The organism is Streptomyces apricus (genome assembly GCF_008369065.1).
In the GTDB taxonomy this organism is placed as follows: Bacteria; Actinomycetota; Actinomycetes; order Streptomycetales; family Streptomycetaceae; genus Streptomyces; species Streptomyces apricus.
Genome location: NZ_VDFC01000085.1, coordinates 97,545 through 111,917, shown reverse-complemented (window position 1 = coordinate 111,917; position 14,373 = coordinate 97,545). Strand labels below are relative to the sequence as shown.

Annotated in this window: 11 protein-coding genes and 3 pseudogenes; 7 read left to right on the top strand and 7 right to left on the bottom strand. The window is 68.3% G+C overall.

What is annotated here, in order from left to right; all coding sequences use genetic code 11:
- Nucleotides 1-32: 32 nt before the first annotated feature.
- Nucleotides 33-446: a hypothetical protein gene (locus FGF04_RS41490; RefSeq protein WP_099053976.1), complete on the bottom strand. Its 414-nt coding sequence runs from the start codon at nucleotides 444-446 to the stop codon at nucleotides 33-35.
- Between the two features lie 3 nt (nucleotides 447-449).
- Nucleotides 450-1,460: a DUF6192 family protein gene (locus FGF04_RS36905; protein WP_235882683.1), complete on the bottom strand. Its 1,011-nt coding sequence runs from the start codon at nucleotides 1,458-1,460 to the stop codon at nucleotides 450-452.
- 1,010 nt (nucleotides 1,461-2,470) lie between these two features.
- Here FGF04_RS36905 and FGF04_RS36895 point away from each other — a divergent pair.
- A complete protein-coding gene (locus tag FGF04_RS36895) occupies nucleotides 2,471-3,037 on the top strand; it encodes a snapalysin family zinc-dependent metalloprotease (protein ID WP_235882682.1) in 567 nt (188 codons plus the stop codon).
- Nucleotides 3,038-3,130: 93 nt separating this feature from the next.
- Here FGF04_RS36895 and FGF04_RS36890 read toward each other — a convergent pair.
- Nucleotides 3,131-3,670 (bottom strand): annotated as a pseudogene (locus FGF04_RS36890) (IS701 family transposase); the annotation flags it as partial.
- 62 nt (nucleotides 3,671-3,732) lie between these two features.
- On the opposite strand from FGF04_RS36890, the pseudogene FGF04_RS36885 reads away from it, so the two are divergent.
- Nucleotides 3,733-3,846, top strand: a pseudogene (locus FGF04_RS36885) (IS5-like element ISMra2 family transposase); the annotation flags it as partial.
- A 478-nt stretch (nucleotides 3,847-4,324) separates the two neighbouring features.
- Nucleotides 4,325-4,567, top strand: a complete 243-nt coding sequence (locus FGF04_RS40735; protein WP_223146441.1) for a hypothetical protein — start codon at nucleotides 4,325-4,327, stop codon at nucleotides 4,565-4,567.
- A 331-nt stretch (nucleotides 4,568-4,898) separates the two neighbouring features.
- Here the strand turns inward: FGF04_RS40735 and FGF04_RS36880 are convergent, their stop codons facing one another.
- Entirely contained in the window at nucleotides 4,899-5,534 is a 636-nt protein-coding gene (locus tag FGF04_RS36880; protein ID WP_149515753.1) for a CGNR zinc finger domain-containing protein, read from the bottom strand.
- A 267-nt stretch (nucleotides 5,535-5,801) separates the two neighbouring features.
- Here FGF04_RS36880 and FGF04_RS36875 point away from each other — a divergent pair, with 267 nt between their 5' ends.
- Complete coding sequence (locus FGF04_RS36875) at nucleotides 5,802-6,659, top strand: MBL fold metallo-hydrolase (protein WP_149515752.1); 858 nt, start codon at nucleotides 5,802-5,804, stop codon at nucleotides 6,657-6,659.
- Nucleotides 6,660-7,833: 1,174 nt separating this feature from the next.
- On the opposite strand, the pseudogene FGF04_RS41485 reads toward FGF04_RS36875, so the two are convergent.
- The 3 genes and pseudogenes from FGF04_RS41485 to FGF04_RS36855 form a co-directional block, all read right to left on the bottom strand.
- Nucleotides 7,834-7,986, bottom strand: a pseudogene (locus FGF04_RS41485) (lamin tail domain-containing protein); the annotation flags it as partial.
- Nucleotides 7,987-8,201: 215 nt separating this feature from the next.
- Nucleotides 8,202-9,725 (bottom strand): FAD-dependent monooxygenase, encoded by a 1,524-nt coding sequence (locus tag FGF04_RS36860; protein ID WP_149515750.1) that lies wholly within the window; start codon nucleotides 9,723-9,725, stop codon nucleotides 8,202-8,204.
- Between the two features lie 55 nt (nucleotides 9,726-9,780).
- A complete protein-coding gene (locus tag FGF04_RS36855; protein ID WP_149515749.1) occupies nucleotides 9,781-11,073 on the bottom strand; it encodes an SGNH/GDSL hydrolase family protein in 1,293 nt (430 codons plus the stop codon).
- Between the two features lie 171 nt (nucleotides 11,074-11,244).
- Between FGF04_RS36855 and FGF04_RS36850 the strand changes: the two genes are divergently transcribed.
- From FGF04_RS36850 to FGF04_RS36835, 3 genes are all read left to right on the top strand, one after another.
- Nucleotides 11,245-11,832 carry a TetR/AcrR family transcriptional regulator gene (locus FGF04_RS36850; protein WP_149515748.1) on the top strand — a complete coding sequence of 196 codons (588 nt, stop codon included), beginning with the start codon at nucleotides 11,245-11,247 and terminating at the stop codon, nucleotides 11,830-11,832.
- Nucleotides 11,833-12,524: 692 nt separating this feature from the next.
- Nucleotides 12,525-13,439: an ABC transporter ATP-binding protein gene (locus FGF04_RS36840; RefSeq protein ID WP_149515747.1), complete on the top strand. Its 915-nt coding sequence runs from the start codon at nucleotides 12,525-12,527 to the stop codon at nucleotides 13,437-13,439.
- Nucleotides 13,436-14,317 (top strand): ABC transporter permease, encoded by an 882-nt coding sequence (locus FGF04_RS36835; RefSeq protein ID WP_149515746.1) that lies wholly within the window; start codon nucleotides 13,436-13,438, stop codon nucleotides 14,315-14,317. The genes FGF04_RS36840 and FGF04_RS36835 overlap by 4 nt, the downstream gene beginning before the upstream one ends.
- Nucleotides 14,318-14,373: the final 56 nt, after the last annotated feature.

Genomic DNA, 14,373 nt, shown 5'->3' with positions numbered 1-14,373 from the left:
GGCTCAGCAGGGGGATCGGCGGTGGACGGGGGCTATTTGGAGAGCTGGGCGAGGGTGGCGCGGACGCCCGTGAGCTGGGCGGTGGCGAGCTGGGCCCATTCGTCGTCGGGGTAGCGGGCCAGGTGTGGATCGAGCGTGCCCGTGATCACCCGGGTGAGGCGGCCGAGGATCTGCCGGAACTGCCGCTTGTCGTACTCGATCCAGTCCGCGGGGTCGTCGGAGAACATGAACCCGTCCCGCCGTGTCCATGTGATCGGTGTCAGGTTCTCCGCGGCGACGACGTCGCGGACGTGCCGGATACCGCGGCCGATCTGCGAGCGGGTCAGGCGGGTGGCGGCCATGAGCTGGTAGGTGTGCAGGCCGGCGGGGCGTGCTTCCATCAGGGCGACGCGGACCAGGTCGCCGTAGTGCTCGGCCAGCGGCCGGGCCTCCCGGCGTCGCGGCATGGCCTACTCGCCCTTGAGCAGCTGGACCAGCTGCTCGTCCAGGGTGAACTCGCCGTTGTCGAGCGCCCCTTCGAGCCAGTCCGCCGCCGCACGGACCCGGCCGATCTGCCGACGGACGGTCTCGCGCTCGTCCTCGGTGAACTCCTGCCCCCGCAGCTGCGGGACCAGGCGGCCCAGGGTGGCCACGAAACTGTGGCAGGAGCCGACCAGGTCGAGGTATTCGATGGTGTGCTCGATCGCGCGGACGGCCGGGGTGCGCTCCCGGATCCGGTCCCGCGTCTCGTTGGAGTTGTCGAACTGGGCACGGTTGACGAGCATCCGCGTGGTGTCGTCCCGCATCGTCGTCCGAGCGACGTCCGGGCGGCGCAGCAGACTGCTGGTGACTTCCTGCGCGACGGTGTCGTCCCTGGTCAGCTCCGTGACGACGCGTACCCGTTCGGCCGGGGTGACGTGCTCGGTGACCGCCGGACGCTTCAGCAGGTCGGTGGCGACCTGGGCGGCGACCTCGTCGTCCCGGGTCAGGTCGGCCACGGCCTGGACCTTCTCATCGACCGTGACCGGCCGGTCGACCCGCTGGCCGACGACCCGCTTCGCGCCGTCCGGCGTCCACTGCCTCGCCCCCGTGCGCGGGTTGAACGGCGCGTGCTCGATCGCCGCCCACCGTTCGTCCTCGTCCACGACTGACGCGAGGATGCGGTGAACGGTGAACGACACGCCCTCCCTGCGGCGCTTCGCCGGCCAGCGATTCGCGGTGTAACGCCAGTCCTCCACCGTCCGCCGCTCCACCCCGATGTCATCCGCGAACATCTGCAGCGACTCCGTCACGGTGAACAGGTCGTCCGTGCCGTTCGGCATCGACCCGCCCACCGCCCTCATCGGCTCGATCTCCAACGCCATGTCACCCAAGGCAAATTGCGAGCGGGCGATCTGCGCGATCAGTTCCTTGGCCTGGGTGACGAGTTGTTCGTAACGCTGCCGGGTGACGTTCCCCATCCGGTCGGTCACGTCGGTCATGATGACCACCGTCCTCGCCCGGGTCCGGCCCAGCCGCCACGACGGGACCGGTCAAAGGGGCGCCGGCCCCGGTCACTGTCCACCGTGACGCGCGCGCGACACGCCGGGGCAGGGCGTGAACCAGGGGCGCTCGAAGCGCTCGGCAGTCGCTCCCAACTACCTTGCAAAACATGAGGTGTTAGAAGCGTTGGCGAGGCGTTCGGCTATGGCGTTTCCGTTACGCCGTTCCGTGACGCCCGCCGCTGGCGGCAGGCCCGGACCCGGCAGCGGTCCGAGCAGTACACCGCCGCCTTCGACCGCTCCACTCCTACCGTCCACGATCGCCCGCAGACCGGGCACTCCGCATGCTCTCCCCGCTGCATCGCCATGACCCGCTGGCGAGTCTGCTGAAGCCTCCGCCACCGTCGTGACCTGCACCGCCCCGAGCAGAACACCGCCTCCGCCGCCATCGTCTGCGGCAGCGGATCACCGCACTCCCGGCAATACCGCCGAGCCGTCCCGCCAACTCCCACGACTCAGATCATCCAGGCGTAGCCACCTCACGGCCAGGGATCAAAAACACCTACTGAACAACGCCGACACCTACCGCCCGGCGGCCATCTGGCGGGTGACCGGCAGCCGCACCGCGGACAACGGGGCCGTCGTGCAGCTCACCCGCCGGAGAATCCCGGCGCGATGGCGCTTCCGATCCCATCGCCCCGGATGCCAACTGTCCAAGACCTGTCGGGGCCGTGGATACCTGCCGGATATCGCACGGAAATCCCCCTGCGCGTTGTGCACTTGCCCCGCTTGCCGCATTTTTCACCCTTCCTGAGCCTCCTTATGCTGTCGCCATCAACCGGAAGTGCCACCGCTCAAGGAATCCCTGTACAGCCAGCCCAGCTGGGCACTTTGCCACCGTTGTACGGTCTGTCACGATGGTCAAAATCGGCGCCCTCCCGTAGGTTCCGGCTCTGAACAGACGTCGGATCGACGTCCGGACCGCGGTCGACCGGACATCAGAAGTGATCATGGAGGTCCTGGAATTGCCTCGTCGAATACTGAGCCTGTTATCGACCCTGGCCTGCTTCGGCGCGGTCGTGGTGGGCGCCACGTCCCCCGCGGGCGCAGCGGAGCCGGAGCCCGAGACGATTCCCATCGATCTCATTCTGGCCGGGTCCTACGCGAATGCCGTGCGCGATGCGATGGACATCTGGAACGAGGCTGTTCCGGGTATCGAGTTCGTCGAGCAGGAGACCCCGTCGGCCCTGCGGGTCAAGGAATACACGACCGCGACCGGTACCGGTTCACATGTCTACGTGAACGGCCTGGGCCGGGGTTGGGTCTACCTCGAAACCGGCGACGCCCAGGTCTACAAGCCCACCCGTATCGCCGTTCACGAGCTGGGACACATACTCTCGCTGGCCGACCTCGGCCCGGGCAGCCCCTGCTCCAAGATCATGTCGGGTGGCTGGGCCGGCCCCGAGTGCGTGAGTGTCCAGCCCGACGCCGAAGAAATTGCCGAGGTGGCGTCGTTCTTCGCCGCCCATGATGTCGGCGACCCGGTGCCCGGGTGGCCGCCCCCGACGGACGACTAGTAGGACTCCGTTAGGTCTGTCTCGATCTTGGGATTGTGTGGGGCCTGCTGGGCAAGGGCCGGTAGCAGGTGGTGCAGATGCCGGTCCAGCACCTCAGGACGTCCTGGAGGGTGTCGAGGATCTGGTAGAGGGTGAGGCCGGTGCGGGTGCTTTTGGGGTCAGGTGCTGTTCGGTGAGGAAGGCGTGGGCGGCGGTCATGAGGGTGACGTGGTGGTGCCAGCCGGGCCAGGAGCGGCCTTCGAAGTGGTCCAGGCCCAGGCCGTGTTTGAGTTCGCGGTAGTCGTGCTCGATGCGCCAGCGGACCTTGGCCGGATGGACCAGGTCGGCGATGGGGGTGTCGGCGGGCAGGTTGGAGAGCCAGTATTCGGTCGGTGCCTCGGCGCCGGCGGGCCATTCGGTCAGCAGCCAGCAGTCGGGCAGGATCCCGTCCCACCAGCCCTGTTCGGCCGAGGCCGCGGCTTTGATCGAACGCTCGACTGCTTTGCCGGCCGGGCGCACGCGCACGGCCGCGAAACGGGAGCGCAGCTCACCTTGCGAGCTGTGCCGCCAGGTGAGCGGGGTGAATGCATACTGTCCGAGGCTGGCGGCCAAAGTTGCCACCGAAGGGGCGGCTTGACGGTAGCGGGGCTGGGGCCAGCAGCCGAGGGGACAGTTGCAGTACTAGGTCGTGTCCGCAAAGTGGTTGGCGCGTTGGTCTGTTCGTGGTGCGTCGTCATGAGTTGCCTGATCAGGCATGGGCAGTGATCGAGCCGCTGCTGGCTCCGCCTCGCATGGGGCGGCCGGTGCGGGACCGTCGTCAGGTTCTCAACGTAGGGCTGCGCACGTGAGAGAGGAGGTGCGGCGGCTATTCCCGAGACGGCCGCCGCACCTCCTCTCGGGCGCATCGAGCTTATCGATCACCACCCGCATTCCGGACCGGACGCAGCGGCCGGCCCGCGGCAACCACCCGGCGCCGTTACCGCGGCGCTCGGCCTGCGCCGCGCTCTGGGTCGACCGGTCATCGCGGGCCGGGGGATGGGTTGCTGTTCGCCGATCACGCGGTACCGGAGCGCGCCCGGAGTACCGCGGGACAGGCACCCGGCGCATGGCAGTGGTGCTGCGGGGCCCTGAGTTCGCGCCTGTTCGCGGGTTCGGTCATGCCGGCCCGGCCCCTGGCGGTCGGGCTCGCGCGCCGGCGGGCGAGCCCGCTCGGCGCACCCGTGCACGGGCGGTTCCTTCCGATCGGAGTCGGCGACGGCGATGACCACCGCGTCCTGCCCCGCATCGTCCGTCTGCACGATCCCACCCTTGCCGAAGAGCACGCACGAGACGCCGTCCGAGGGCTTGTTGTCGATCGAAGGTAGAAGCCAGCCTGGAAATGACACGAGTGCGCCGGAACGCAATCCGTCGACGATCCGCGATCGGCGGACAAGGAAGCAGGCAAAGATGTCGAAGATTGTTAAGAGCTGGCGAGTGCGGCTCACGCTTACTGTGCTCATGCTCCTTGCAGGAGGCGCCGCGGCGCTCGCACCGGTGTCGCATGGCGGTTGACTCAGTGAGCTCTTCCGGTAGGGCCACCGATCGGGTGCCGGGGTGGCTGGCCGCAACGCGCGGGGAGTGACCGACGCCGCGGTCCCGCCCCACCGGCGTGCCCCGGCCTGCTGCGTGCCCAGCGTGAGGCGGACCCATATCCTGTTCTACGGTGCGCTCGCGGAGTACGACCGAGCTGGCGCAGGACCCGCTGGGCTGCGGATTCCTGCAATGTACACACCTGTCGGAGCCGTCAGCTGGCCCTGCGGAGTGAGCGCCTCAGTGCTCGGCCTCCGCAACCTTCTGCACGACCTGCTTCCCGCTCCGGTGCAGCAGTTGGGTGGTACTGCGGTCAGTTCGCAGGACCGGCCGCTCGTGCGGCGCGCCGTGCACGGGACTTTCGTAGGTTGGCGGCGTTGCCGCAGGTGCGCACGTCGTGCCACACGCCGCTGGTGTTGCGCGAGCCGTCCCAGAAGGCCACCAGGCACTGCGGGTTGCGGCACAGCTTCAAGCGGCGCCAGGCCCCGGTGAGCTGGGAGTCGTGGACGGCGAGGAGCACGCGGTGACCGAGCGCGGCGATGCCCACCGAGTCCGGTGTGATGCGCACGGTCCCGTCCGTGTCGAGCCGGATGCGGGCGGCCGCTTCGACGGCTGACGCACTCGCGCCCGCGCCTTCGCCCTCGCCTTCGACCGGATCGTGGTCACGCGCGATCAGTGCCCGTCGTAGTGCGTCGCGCAGTGCGCGCAGGTCGCTCACGCCGGGGCTGTCCCCGGCGATTCCGTACGCCCGCAACCAGCGCGCCGCGGTGTCCGGTGCGTCCAGAAGATCCGGGATGTCCTGTCCGGGTTTCTGAAGGGGGGCGGTGTTCAGCAACTCCTGGACGAGGAGCAGATCGCCCGGTGCCATCGTGACGCGGAAACGCCCGTGGCCGTCACCGGCCACGCGAGTGGCGTCGACATCGGGATCCTCCTGCCCATGTTCCTCCATGACAGAAGCGTACACAAGTTGAGTGCGCCGCGACCGTCGAAAAGTTGAGGTGACGCCCGATATATCGGCGACTGCGACATAGTCATTATGATTATGGTTACGTCATCACCGTTCGAAGGGGAGGCCTGTGGTCATCAGTCCGACTGACGCGAGCCCCGGCGCACTGCTGCCGGAACACATGCCGACACTGCTGGGCGAACGGCGAGAGCGCGCGCCGCTGGGCACGTGTGCGGTACGCACCGCCGCCGGCGGACAGGAGGTGGCCCGATGAGCGCGACACCGGCCCTGGGCTACGAGGTCTTCGTCTCGGAGATGGCCCCGGTCGCCACTCCGCCGCGACCGGACAACGGCCCCTCGCTCTGGTCGTCCCTCTCGCACACGTTGGTCTACGGCCGGACCGAGGCACTGCTGACCGATCCGCCCATCACCCGGGCGCAGGCCGACACGCTCATCGGATGGATCGACAGCCACGACGTGGCGTTGCGCTACATCTACCTCACCCACGCCCATTTCGATCACTTCGCGACCACCAACCACCTGCTGCGCCACTTCCCGGACGCCACCGTTGTCGCGAGTAAGGCGGTGCTCTCCCGCATCGCCCGCCAGACCCCCGGGGGAGTGCTCGCCGAGCGCTACCGGACCTTCTTCGGCGATGCCCTCCCCGAGCCTCCGGTGACCGTGCAGGGCTCCGTCTTCCCGGCCGGCGGGCTCCTGCTCGACGGGCACGAGCTCTTCGCGCACGGTGTCGGACACTCCGACACCGACGACACCAGCGTGCTGCACGTACCCTCGCTGGAACTGGTCGTAGCCGGCGACGTCGTCTACAACAACGTGCACCCCTACCTCGGAGAAGCCCGGGGCGGCGGCCTGGACGCGTGGCACCGCGCGCTCGACCAGGTCGCCGCCCTGCAACCGCGGTTCGTGGTGGCCAGCCACAAGGACACCCGACGGGGAAACCCCGCCTCGGACATCGACGAGACACACCGCTACCTCGACATCGGCGCCGAGGTCCTGGCGAGCTCCACGAACCGCGCGGACTTCTTCCACGCGATGAAACAGCACTCTCCCGAGCGTGTGAACCCGTGGGCGATCTGGCTGGGCGCCCTTCAACTGTTCGAGAACTGACGAACATCACCGACCCGGCCACCGCGGGGAGAGGTGCGCTGACAGACAAGCCTGGCCATAGGGCCCGATTGCGCCCAATGTCGCATGAGGTGGCCCTGCGCGGTGCGTAGATGGCCTCTACGGTCGCATCCGGCCCGTAACCGGTGCGGGAAGTCAGCAGCAGGGACGGCTTGTGCAGAACACAGCGAGCCGCATCGGGGCCCTGGACCTTGGCCCTTTGATCCTCTCCGTCCCTTGCCGGGGAAAGCAGGAGCCGGAGGGGGGGATCACTGCGCGAAGGGCCGGGTCCTGCCGCAGTCGGCCTCGCGCAGGGCGCCCCGCACTCGTCGTACTGCGAGTGCGGGGCATCCTTCACCCACCGCCCGCGCATGCTCAGCTCATCCAACACGGTGCTCGCCGTTGTGAATGGAGCTCGACAGACCAGTGCCAAGCGGTGGTGCACGACTCACCCTGCTCGTGCCGGTGACGTACACGAGGCCCTCGCGACAGCCGTAAATGGCCCTAACGCGCCTGTCCGGCCCGCACTGCGTTAGGTCATCATCAGGTGCAGAGGCGTGCTTTCTGTACACAGGCCGCCTCCCAGGAGCCCCGGACCCAGGCTCCCGGTCCTCCGTATCCCTTCGCTGGAGGAACAAAGGGCTGGGTGACGATCACTGCGAAGGCCGGGCCTGCCTCAGCCGGCTTGGCGCAAGGCTGTCTCGTACCCGCCAGGATCGCGGGCACGGGACAGCCCTTCACCCAGCCCGCTGCCATTCGATCTCCCATGCCGGAGACCATCCTTCGGTGGCCTGCGCTTGCCTGACGGTATGACCTCGACCGTGAAATGCCTCACCGCGGCGACCGTGCTGGCGCTCGTTCCCCTGACTCTCAGCGTCCCGGCTCAGGCCGGCACCGCTCGCTCTGCGTCTGCCTTGCAGCATCCGATGGCCGTTGCAGCGGTGGACTGTCCGGACGGGTACGTCTGCATCTAAGCGGCTCCATCCACGACCTGCGCAGCTACAACCTCAACGACACCACCCGCTCCCTGCGCATCAACAACAACGACTGCGGCTGACCCGGCCAGGAGCCATCGCTGCCTCCGCGTGCCGACGGCGCGCCACCCCCTGGGCGAGGGGGTGGCGCGCCGCGGATCTGCTACGGCCGGGCCGGTGCCGGCAGCGGCCCAGCCGGCGGGTCAGCGACGGTGGTGCCCGCCGCCGTGGCCGCGGCCCCAGGACTCGCGGTCGACGCGGCGGCCGTCGTCGCCCCGGAGGGTGGCGGTGTCGGAGCGGTTGTCCCACACGTAGTGGCGGCGGTCCTGGTAGAGGTGGCCGTCGCGGCCCTGGCCGCGCCGACTTGTACCTCGTGCTCAACTGGGCCGCTCCACACACCGACGCGGCCGCGAAGATCACCGTGCTGCGCGCGCGGGCAATCACAGCAGCACATTGAACTCTATTGCACTTCACTGGACACCGGCGCGGAAGCCGGAACGGCTCCGGCCCCCGTCCGCAGCGCACCGCTCATCGCCCGAGCGGACGGGGGCAGTGACACACGGTGGCGGGTTCAGGAGTGAGTAAACCAGCGGGCCAGGGCAGTATGAAGTTCACTGTCGGCTGCCGCGGCAGAGGCGTCGTCGGCCCAGGCGACGATGCCGTCGGGACGGATCAGGAGTGCTTTGAACCCCAGGTCGTTCCTGGGTCGGCCGTGGATGTGGCGCACGCGGTCTTTCCACGGCGCGGCCTGCTCGCTCAAACCCTGTCGGGCGCTGAAGTCGAGCAGCACGCCGCGCCCTTCTTGGAGGAGGTCACCCAGGCTTGTGCCATCGCCCAGACGGAAGTCTGGAGCGGTGCGTCCGACAAGTGGGTGATCACTGCCCAGGTCGTAGCGGTGGAACAACCCGGAACTTTTGCGGTACACGTGAGTGGTCCCATCGGGCGTTTCCATCAGGGCACGCACCAGGTGCTGCAGCGCCAAAGCGTTGGGGCCGGGGTTCATCGTGGCGACCTGGGCGCGTGACCAGTCGAGGACGGCGGCGCCGACCGGGTGGCGTTCGGCGGTGTAGGTCTCGAGCAGGCCCTCGGGAGCATCGCCGCGTACAGTCGCCGCCAGCTTCCACCCGAGGTTCATCGCATCCCCGATCCCGAGGTTGAGCCCTTGGCCGCCGAGCGGGGAGTGGACGTGGGCGGCGTCGCCCGCCAGCAGGACGCGACCGTGGCGGTAGGTCGTGGTCTGCATGGCGCGGTCGGTGAAACTGGAGGCGAGGKGGACCTCGTCGAGGGTCACCTCGGTGCCGGACACGCGGCGCGCAATCGCCTGGAGGTGCTCGCGGGTCAGTTGCCGGGTGCGGTCGAAGGCGCCGCCGTCGAAGTCCATCATGCCCAGGTGTCCTTCGAGGGGCGTGCGCAGATACATGCCGGTCGGCGTCAGGTGGAAGCCCAGAGGCAGCGCGTGCGGGTCGGCGAACGACACCTTGGCGACGTAGCCGGTGAACAGCGGTTCGGTGCCGACGAAGGAGAAGCCCGCGAGCCTGCGGACCGTGCTGCGCCCGCCGTCGCATCCCACGAGCCACCGGGCCGTGTAGTTTTGACCGCCGGCCGTCGCCGTCACCGTCTGCTCGTCCTGGGTCACGGCGGTCACGGCGACGCCTCGCACGATCGATACGCCCAGCGCCACTGCGCGTTCGGCGAGAACGTCGCTGATTGCCTCCAGGCTCGTCATGAAGCCGTCCATCGCCGGCCCGGGCAGCCGATGGGCCGTGGCGGCCGGGTCGATGCCGGCGGCGTCCAAGGTGATGCCGGCGAAGTGGCTGAGGTTGCGGGGAGCGGGCGCCCGGTCAGCGTCGGGGTCGGCGCCGATGTCCGCGGCGTCGACGCGCGATGCCTTCAGCAGCGGCTGGAGCAGGCCGCGGCGGTGGAACGTCTCGACCGAGCCGGCGTTCAGGCCGCGCACCCCCAGCGGGAGCGCGTTGAACGGCGGGTACAGGTCGACTTCGCGCTCCAGAACCACAACCGAGCAGTTCGCCAAGGCGAGTTCGCCCGCCAGGAACAGGCCGACGGGACCTGCGCCGACGATCACTACATCATGCATGGAAGATTCCTTCACCAGGAGTTCGGTGGACCGGCTGACGCTTGGGCAGGGGCTTTCAGTCGAAGAGGGAGAGGTCGATCGATCGGGCCAGGGCGTCGTATCCGGCGTCGTTGCCGTGCAGGTAGTCGCCTATGTGCAGGTCGTCACGGATACGGGAGGGATCGGCTGGGTCACGCCAGACGGCGTCGAAGTCCAGGACGCCGTCGAAGACTTCGCTGGTGCGGATCCACGCGTTGAGCTGCTCGCGCGCCTTGTCTCCCTCGGCCGTGTACATTTCCGAGCCGCCGTAGGGCGCGACGGTGGCAGCATGTACTTTCACGCCGCGCATGCGTCCCCGTGCGGCGAGCTGGAGGTGGGCGGTGATGACGTCCTCGACCGTGGCCGGCTCTCCGCCGAACATGGCCAGGAAGCCGGCGGTCTCCTCGGTGTCGGGAGCGAAGGAGAAGACCAGGTCGTTTCCGACGGCGATCACCACGTGTCCCAGGCCCGGTGTGGCGAGGATGTCCCGGTCGAAGCGGGCGAGGGCGGAAGCGCCGATGCCGTCGTTGAGCAACCGGTTGCCTCCGATGCCCTGACTGGTCACGTAACGCGTCGTTCCGTCGCGCCCGACCAGGCGTTCGGCGAGTACGTCGGTCCAGCGCCGGTCGGCTCCCGGTGTGGAACCGATCCCGTCGACGCGGGAGTCACCAAGGACGGCTATCGCGTTCGCCGCCCGGTCGGACAGCACCTCCACGGCTGAGATGAACGCCTGGGCGGGCAGGGGGGTCGCGTCGGCAGGCAGTGAGCTCGCCGCTGTTGCATCACCCGGGATGCTCCAGCCGAGCGTGTGGAAGGTGCCGTGACAGGTGATGACTTCGACCCTGCCGGGCACATACAGACTGATCGCCAGTTGCGACAGCGGGGGCAACAGCAGATCGATGGGGTCACTGAGGATCGGCGCTCCGGCAGGGATGGTGACGGCCGGTCGGCCACCGAAGGTCACGGCATGACCGCTGCCGTCCTGGATCAGGTGGTCGGCGCCGGCGACAGCGATCTGCACCGAACCGAGCGTCACGGGCGCGGTTCCGTATTCGTTGCTCAGGCGGATCCGGACACGGCGTCCGCCGCCGCTCACCTGCACGATTTGCCGCAGTGTCGCGTTCTCGAAGGGATCGACACTGGAGACGGAGCTGTCCGGCGCCTGCGGTGAGGCCCCCCAGGTGCGCACCCAGCCCGACGCGTCCGGCCTTGCGATACGGGGGTCGATGTTGTTGCTGTGGGTCACGGTCGTTGTCCTTTGCCTTGGAGGGAGTGGGAGATCCCCGGAATCGGGAGCGTCGACGTCGACGCCTGTCGGTGGGCTGCGCATGCACTGGTGGGACAGGACGGGCCGCTTCTTCTGACAGGCCCCATGCGCTTGCGCGGTGGGAATGGATGGCGCAGGGGAGCACGCCGGTCAGTCGGACTCCACCCGCACTCTAACTATATCGAGTGTACTTATAGCTTCGGTATACTTCTATCTCGGGGTTACAATTTGAGCATGGTGAACGATGTGCCCGCAGGGCGACGTGAGCGGAAGAAGACGGCAACGCGCACAGCGATCCTGGAAGCGGCGACCACGCTGTTCCTCGATCGTGGTTTCGACGCCGTCACGGTGCGCGAAATCGCAGACAAGGCCGATGTCACCCCCAAGACGGTCTTCGCTCATTTCCCTCGCAAGGAGGCACTGGTCTTCAGCACCGAAGGCGAGCAGCGGGACCGGCTCGTTGCGGCAGTCACCAACCGCGCGCCGGGGGCGACGATCTCCGAAGCGCTGAAGGCGCACTACCTCGCCGAGATCGACATGCTCCAAACCGAGCCCATGAACCGCATCCTGGCCCTCGCGCAAGGCACTCCATCCCTGGTCGAGTACGCCGAAAGGATGTGGCTGCGTCACGAGGACGCTCTGATCGCAGTGCTCACCGAGGAGTTCAAACTCACCGAGCCGAGCGAAGAGATCCGCTTCTACGCACGGTTCGCCCTCCAGATCCCCCTCATGGCCCGCCAAGGTGACCCGGAATCAGCCGTGGAGATCGGATTCCGACTGCTCGACCAGGGCTGGGCGCGCTACGACCCCGCACAGCAGTAACACGTGTGCGCCCAAGCGACCACACTGGCCGCGCAGGTCATGAGATCGAGCGCGTCACCACATCGGCCTCAACGCTGCGACCTGTCTCGCTCAGCCGCAGGCTCTTCGGCACCAAGCCGGTGACCGGCCGTCTTCTGCTGTCCACGCCCGAGCAGGGCGCGGATCAAATCGTCTGGCTTGCCGAAGGCAGCCCGGAGGGCGATTGGCGGTCCGGGGCCTATTACTGCAAGCGAAAGGACGTGGAGCCGAAGAACCCGCAGGCTGTCGACGCCGAACTGGCTCGCGGACTGTGGGCGCGCTCCGAAGAACTCCTCGCGGGACGACTGCCGGACATGGGCATGGATACGGTCATGGGCATCGACACGGACACAGGCCCCCGTACAGGCCCAGACTCCCGCTCAGGCCCGAGGCACAGGCACAGGCACAGACACAGTGCCCAGGGTCTGAGACTGGGCGTCTCATGGTCGTAACACTGCCCGCCGGGTCCCCATGCGATACGGAGCGCACCACTGCATGTGAGTCTTGTGTGAGTTCCTGGCCCGTGGAGCCCTGCCGACGGCGCTTCCCCACGTCAGAGGTCTGTCACTCACATGAAACGTTCATCTTGCCCAGATCCGGTTCAAGTCGGCAGGTGACAGTGGAGCGGTGCACGCGGTTGTCGAGTGCGCCCTTCCACCGGCCCTGGAGCCTCCATGATCGAAGTATGTGGCCTGACCAAGCGGTACGGCGAGGTCCTCGCCGTGGACGACCTGACTTTCGCCGTGCGGCCGGGCGAGGTGACCGGTTTCCTGGGACCCAACGGTGCCGGCAAGTCGACGACCCTGCGCATGGTCCTGGGACTGGACACCGCCAGTTCCGGCACCGCGACCGTGGGCGGGCGGCCGTATGTCGCACATCCCGCGCCCCTCAAGGCGGTCGGGGCGCTGCTGGACCCGGGTGCGGTACTGCCCAGTCGCACCGCCTATCACCATGTGCTGGCGCTGGCGGCCGGCAACGGCATACCGCGCAGCCGGGTGAACGAGGTCCTGGCGGAGGTCGGCCTGGAGAAGGTGAGCCGGCGCCGTACGGGAACGTTCTCTCTCGGTATGCGTCAGCGACTGGGGATCGCCGCGGCCCTGTTGGGCGATCCGCCCGTGTTGATCTTCGACGAGCCGCTCAACGGGCTGGACCCGGAAGGCATCGTGTGGATCCGCTCGCTGATGCGGAAGATGGCGGCCGAAGGGCGCGTCGTGCTGATGTCCAGCCATCTCATGACCGAGATGGAGCGGACCGCCGACCACCTCATCGTCGTCGGCCGCGGGAAACTGATCGCCGACATGACGATGAGGGACTTCATCGCGGCGCACTCGCAGCGTGAGGTCCTGGTCCGCACCCCGCAGGCCGACGCGCTCCGCAGCCTGTTGGCTCTGGCCGTGGACGTACGCGTGGAGAACGACGACACCCTGATCGTGACCGGTCTGGAAGCCGCTGAGATCGGAGCCCTGGCAGCGGCCGGCGGCATGGAACTGCACGAACTCTCGCCGCGGCAGGTGTCGCTGGAGAAGGCGTTCATGCAGCTGACCCGGGACGCGGTGGAGTACCAGGCGGACAAGGAGACGGACCGATGAGCCACACCACCACGCGGCTTCCCGCGCAGTCGGCGAAGGCCCGGCGTCGTTCGCTCGCCCTCCGCCCGAGGCGGGGCCCCGGTCGTGCTCCGGGTGGGAAAGCGACGCTGTGGCACTGTCTGCACGCCGAGTGGATCAAGCTCCGTACGATGCGGTCGACGCTGTACGTGCTCCTGGGCACCCTGGCCTTCTGTATCGGGCTCGCCGCCCTGAACGGCTCGTCCGCCGGCAGCGAGTTCGCGGACCTGAGCCCGGCGGACCAGGCCACCTTCGATCCCCTGGCCACGAGTATGCAGGGCTACCTGCTCGCGCAGATCGCGCTCGGTCTGCTGGGCGGCCTGGTCATCACCTCGGAGTACGGCGTACGTACGATCGTCTCCACCCTCACCTCTGTTCCGCACCGGGCGCGGGTACTGGCGTCCAAGGCGGTGGTGCTGGTGGGCCTGGCGCTTCCGGTTGGGATCGTCATGTCGCTGGCGGGATTCCTGGTCGGGCAAGGGGTACTGTCCGGAGCGGGCGCTCCGCATCTGGCACTCTCCGACGGGGTGGCACTGCGCGGCATCGTCGGTGGCGGGGTGTATCTCGCACTGGCCGGGCTCTTCGGACTGGCTCTGGGCACGGTGATCCGTTCCACCACCGCGACGGTTACCACCCTCTTCGGCGTGATGCTGATCGTCCAGGCATTCGCTCCGGCTCTGCCCGGCAGAGTCGGCGACTGGGTGCTGAAGTACTGGCCGCCGATCGCCGGCGGACAGGTCGTCACCAGCTATCAGGATCCCGCGCTGCTGAGCCCGGGGGCGGGGCTGGGCATCATGGCCGGGTGCGTTGCCGCGCTGCTGGCGGTCGCGTTCGCCGTCTTCCGCAAGCGCGACGCCTGACGGGCCCGCGCATTCCTGTGGAGCAGGCTGGTGAAGCAGCCCGATGGAGCATTCCT